The 5,586-nt window shown below is 65.6% G+C and carries 2 protein-coding genes and 1 pseudogene; all 3 read left to right on the forward strand.

The window, feature by feature from the left end; genetic code table 11:
* The coding region (locus AC1P6P_RS11860) for a hypothetical protein (RefSeq protein WP_481402650.1) at positions 1 to 2,835 on the forward strand (2,835 nt) is incomplete at its 5' end.
* Between the two features lie 5 nt (positions 2,836 to 2,840).
* Positions 2,841 to 5,210, forward strand: coding sequence for a glycoside hydrolase family 31 protein (locus tag AC1P6P_RS11865; RefSeq protein WP_481402651.1), 2,370 nt, complete (start codon positions 2,841 to 2,843; stop codon positions 5,208 to 5,210).
* A 25-nt stretch (positions 5,211 to 5,235) separates the two neighbouring features.
* Positions 5,236 to 5,586: pseudogene (locus AC1P6P_RS11870) on the forward strand (glucose/galactose MFS transporter); the annotation flags it as partial.

A 5,586-nucleotide genomic window follows, 5' to 3' on the forward strand; every position in this document is an offset into this window, starting at 1 on the left:
GCGCAATGGCCGGCGATTGAGGCGTTTCTCGTGCGCGGCGGCAATCTGCTGACGCTCGGTGGTCGGCCATTCACGCGTCCCGTGGCGCGCCAAGGCCATCACTGGACGGTGCAGCCCGAGAATTACGCCTTTGCCCGCCGCCTGCTGATCAGCGATTACCAGAAGACGCCCGGCGCCGCCGGATTGGCGCGCGCGGCAGCCCGCCCCGGGCTCGAAGGTTTGCGCTGGCAGTGGTCCTACAGTGCGGTGATCCGGCTGAGTCAGCAGGAAAGCGCCAAGCGCGTCGGCGGCAGCGGCACCTTCGATGCCACCGAGCGGGCCCTCGTGTGGGGCGAGAAAGACGGTCACCGTGTGGCCGCACCGGTGATCGCCATCGATCATCTGCAGAACGATTTTGCCGGCGGACGCTGGGTAATGCTCAACGCCGAGGGCGTGGCGTGGCAAGGCAAAGCGGCGGAAACCGCGGTCGCGGCCTTGGCCCAGGAAGCCGACGCCGGTGCCAGCCTTTTCCGCGTGACGCCGTCCTATGCATTGTATCTGCCGGGCGAAGCGTGGCGCTTCGATGTGGCGTGGTCGGTCTTCCACAATGCGCCGGCCGGCGCGACGCTCGAGATCACCGTTGCTCAGGATGGCCGCAAGGAAGCCGCGGCAACGTTCGCGATCAAGCCCGGCAAGCCGTCGGATAGCGCGACCGTTGCCGTGCCGACGGACGACAAGCCGGGATTCCACACCGTGGAAGCGGTGCTGCATTGCGGCGCGAAGATTTGCGGCCAGACCCGCACCGCGTTCTGGGTGCGCGATCGCGCCTATCTGACGAGCGGGCCGAAGCTGACGGCGGATGCCTCCTATTTCCGCGTCGACGGCAAGCCGGTCGCCGTGGTCGGCACGACCTATATGGATTCGACCTCGCAGCGGCTGATGTACCGCTTCGCCAATCCCGCCGCCTGGGACGCTGATATGGGGCAGATCGCCGATGGCGGTCTCAACATGCTGCGCACCGGCATCTGGACCGATTGGGATCAGGTCGCGGGCGCCGACGGCACCGTCAAGGAACGGGCGCTGCGCACCGTTGAAGCCTATCTGATGACGGCGCGCCGCCACGGCCTGCCGGTGCAGTTCACGCTGTTCGCCTTCATGCCGGAGGTATTCGGCGGCACCAATCCCTATCTCGATCCTGCGGGTCTTGCCCATCAGCATCAGTTTGCCGCCTCGCTGGCGCACGCCTTTGCCGATGTGCCGTTCCTGATGTGGGACCTCATCAACGAGCCGAGCTTCGACAATCCGTCGCATTTCTTCACCACCTATCCCAATGGCGATGTTCACGAGAGCGCGGCGTGGACCGCATGGCTGCTGCATCGCTATGGCAGCAAGGACGCGGTCGCCCGCGCCTGGCACACCATTCTGCCCGTGGGTCCGATCCCGGTGCCCGGCGATGGCGATACGTCGGCGCAAAGCGCCAATGATGGCGGCCGGCCGCTGGCGGCGACCGATTTCGTTCAGTTTGCGCAGGACAGCTTTGCCGATTGGACGCGCGGCGTGCGCGGCGCCATGCGCGAGGCCGGCAGCCGCCAGATGATCACCGTCGGCCAGGACGAAGGCGGGGCGCTGATCAGCCCGTCGCCGAACTTCTTCAAGGACGCGGTCGATTTCACCACGGTGCACAGCTGGTGGTTCAACGACGACATTCTGTGGGATTCGCTGTCGGCGAAACAGCGCGGCCTGCCGATGCTGGTGCAGGAAACCGGCGTCATGAGCGAATCCAATGCCGATGGCCGCCCGCGCCGCACGGCCGGGCAGGATGCGGCGCTGCTCGAACGCAAGATCGCCGTCGCGCTCGCCACCGGTGCCGGCGCCATCGAGTGGCTGTGGGACGTCAACGCCATCATGCGGTCGCAGCAGGAAGTGACGATCGGGGCGGTGCGCCCCGATGGCACCGAAAAGCCCGATACCACGGTGCTTCGCGGGTTTGCCGCCTTCGCCAGAACCCTCAGCGCCCACCTCAGCGAGCCGGCGCCGGAGGAGGTTGCGATCCTGACCTCACAGGCGACGCAGTTCTCGGTGTTGCGCACGGTGTCCGACGATGCCCAGCATCGCGCCGTGCGGGTGATGAATTTCAACTGCCGCACCCCGGCCCGCCTGATCGGCGAGAACAATGTCGCCGAAATCGCCGGCAGCAAGCTGGTGGTGCTGCCCTCGGTGATGATGCTGCATCAGACGACGTGGGCGGCTCTGCTCGATTATGTGAAGGCCGGCGGTACCTTGCTCGTCACCGGCTCGGCCGAGCGCGACGAAAACTGGCAGCCGCGTGACCGGCTGAAGGCGCTGGGGCTCGACGCGCGCGCCGCGACGCTGACCTATCGCAGCATCGATATCGAGGTGGCGGGGCATCACCTGCCGGCGACCTTCTCCAACATCAGCCAGCGCTCGCTCGAGGCCTTGCGCCTGCCCGATGGGCGCAGTGTTGCCGAACTGGGCTATGGCAAGGGCCGCATTATGGTCATCGCCGCGCCGGTGGAGCTGGCGGAATCGCCCGACGTGACGGCCGCCGTCTATCGCGAGGCGCTGGCCAAGGCGGGTGTCACGACGACCATTGGCGACGACGGCGTGCCGTCCTCGGTGCTGGTTCGCACTGTCACCTTCGCCGATGCCACTTTGTATTTGTTGGTGTCGGAAGATGCCTCCGATCGCGATTTGACGCTGCGCGATGCGTCGAGTGGTGCCACGCTCCGCCTGTATCTGCCGGCGGAACGCACCAAGATGCTGCTGGTCGACCGCAAGACCGGCAGGGTTGAAGCGACTTACGACGCCCCCGCTTTGGATTCGGAAACAGAATGACTGTGATGTCCGCCCCTTCCCGTTCTCCGCGCCGACGCCTTCTCCTGGGTGTGGCGGCGGTCGCGTGGGCGCTGTCGGTCTGTACCGGTGTTGCCGGTGCGGCCGGCAGCGTACACCTCGAGCGCGGCGGGGAATCGATGGACATCGCCGCGATTTCCGACACCGTGGTGCGGGTCCATGTCTATCGCACCGGCAGGCCGGGGTTCCGCACGCCGGTGGTCGACCCCAAGCTGCAGGGCGGCGGTGTCGACGCCGATGTGCACCGCGAGGGCGAGGCCACCGTGCTCAAGACCGCCAAAATGAAGCTGACGGTGGTGGGTTCGCCGGCCGCGATCACCGTCTACGACGCCGCCGGGCACCAGCTTTTCCGCCAGCGCGATCCGCTCACCGAAGGCAGCCAGCATTACGCGGCGTTCGAGCACGACAGCCGCGAAAATCTCTACGGCATGCGCGGCATCGACATGCACGACAGTTCCGGCTCGCTCCTGCGCAATCAGGGCGCCACGGTCAAATCCGGCTCGCAAGGCGATGGCGGTGCGCCATGGTTCTTCACCACCCGCTACGGCACCCTGATCGATTCCGACGGCGGCAGTTTCCGTACCCGCGACGGCGTCGTGATGCTGAATGCGATTTCGCGTGACGATCTCGAATATTTCATCATGGTCGGGACCCCGCTCGAGACCATGGCCGGCCTTGCCGCGGTGAGCGGACGCCCGCCGTTGCCGCCGAAATGGACGCTCGGCTTCCTCAACAGCCAGTGGGGCGCTTCGGAGCAGGAAGTCCGCGATATCGTCGCCACCTATCGCGTCAAAAAGATTCCGCTCGACGGCTTCATTCTCGATTTCGATTGGAAGGCGTGGGGCGAGGACAATTACGGCGAATGGCGCTGGAACAGCAGTTCGGGCGCCGGCAATTCCCATCCCGATCTCTTCCCCAATGGCGCCAGCGGCGTGTTTGCGAAGGATATGGCCCGGCAAGGCGTCAAGCTCGGCGGCATCTTGAAGCCGCGGCTCCTGATCGATCAGCCCGGTGGGGTTGCAGCCCCGGAAGCGGCTGCGGCCTATGCCGACGCCCATGGCCTGTGGCACCCGAACGAGCCGGCGATCATCGATTACGTCACCGGACGGCCGGCGCGCGATCTCGATTTCACCAAGCCTGAAACCCGCGCCTGGTTCTGGAGCCATCTCGAACCGGCCTTCGACACCGGCATGGTGACGTGGTGGAATGACGAGGCCGACATCACCGATCTCGAGCGCGGTCATTTCTTCGAATACAACAACCTGCAATTCCTCGGCATGGGCCGCATGCTGTACGACGGCCAGCGTTCCCATTCCGATTCCCGGGTGTGGTCGCTGAACCGCTCCTTTTATGCCGGCGCCCAGCGCTACGGCTATGTCTTGTGGTCGGGCGACATCGAGACCGGCTTTGCCAGCATGGCGCGCCAGCGTTCGCGCATGATCGCCAGCCTCAACATCGGCGAGCCGCATTGGAGCATGGATTCGGGCGGCTTCAACGGCCATCCCACAGCCGAGAACTATGCCCGCTGGATCGAGTTCGCCACCTTCGTGCCGGTCGACCGGGTGCATGGCCTGATCGGCGAGAAGCGCCAGCCGTGGGTCTATGGCCCGGTGGCGGAAGCGGCCGCGGTCAAGGCGATCCGCCTGCGCTATGCGCTGCTGCCCTACACCTATTCCTACGAGCGCGGCGCCGCCGAGACCGGCGTCGGCGTGGTCCGGCCGCTGTTCTGGGTGTTTCCCGACGATCCCAAGCTGACCGACGACAGCGCAGCGTGGATGTTCGGCGACGCGCTGCTGGTATCGCCGGTGGTGGCGCCGGGCGAAACCGTGCACCCGGTCTACCTGCCGCGCGGCACCTGGTTCGATTACGCCAGCGGCCAGCGCCTGGCCGGCGGCAAGACGGTGGCGGTCAAGACCCATGCCGAGACCTGGGACGACATCCCGATGTTCGTGCGCTCCGGTTCGATTCTGGCAACGCAGGCGCCGCAGAATTTCATCGGCGAAGCGCCGGTGGACGAAGTGACACTCGACGTCTTTGCCGACGCACGACCGGCCCACTTCACCTATTACGACGATGACGGCGCCACCTATGCCTACGAAAAAGGCGCGTTCTATCGCCAAGCCATTACCGCTGCGGCGGACAAGCATGGCGTTGAGATCGCGTTCGCGGCATCCGAAGGCAGCTATCGCCCCGCCCTCCAGCGTTATGTGGTGCGCGTGCACGGGATTGCCGCCAAACAGGTGCGCGAGGACGGCACCCCGCACATCAAGGACTGGAAGACCGGCCGCGATCGCTTCGGCACGTTTACGGAAATTCGCATCGCTGCCGGCAAGGTCGTGCGGCTGGATCTGAACTGAGCAGACATTCAACAGGGAACTGGCAATGATCACAGCTGCACCGATCCCCACCGCCTCTGCCGGCAATGGCCGCCGCCAAGCCGGCATGGCCGCAATGGTGGTCAGCCTGTTCTTCGTCTGGGGCTTCGTGACCGTGCTCAACGATCCCCTGATCGCCAAGCTGAAGGGTCTGTTCTCGCTCAATTACGCCCAAGCGATGCTGACCCAGTTCGCCTTCTTCCTCGGCTATTTCATCTTCTCCATTCCCGCCGGCATCGTTCTCAGCCGTCTCGGCTATGTGAAGACGATCGTGCTCGGCCTCGTCATCATGGCGGCAGGCTGCCTGATGTTCGCACCGGCGGCGATGGCCGGGACCTATGCCGGATTCCTCGGCGCC

Source organism: Rhizomicrobium sp., from assembly GCF_056722145.1.

Coding starts and splice junctions, on each gene's coding strand:
- AC1P6P_RS11865 (WP_481402651.1), top strand. CDS start 2,841: ATGTCCGCCCCTTCCCGTTCTCCGCGCCGACGCCTTCTCCTGGGTGTG.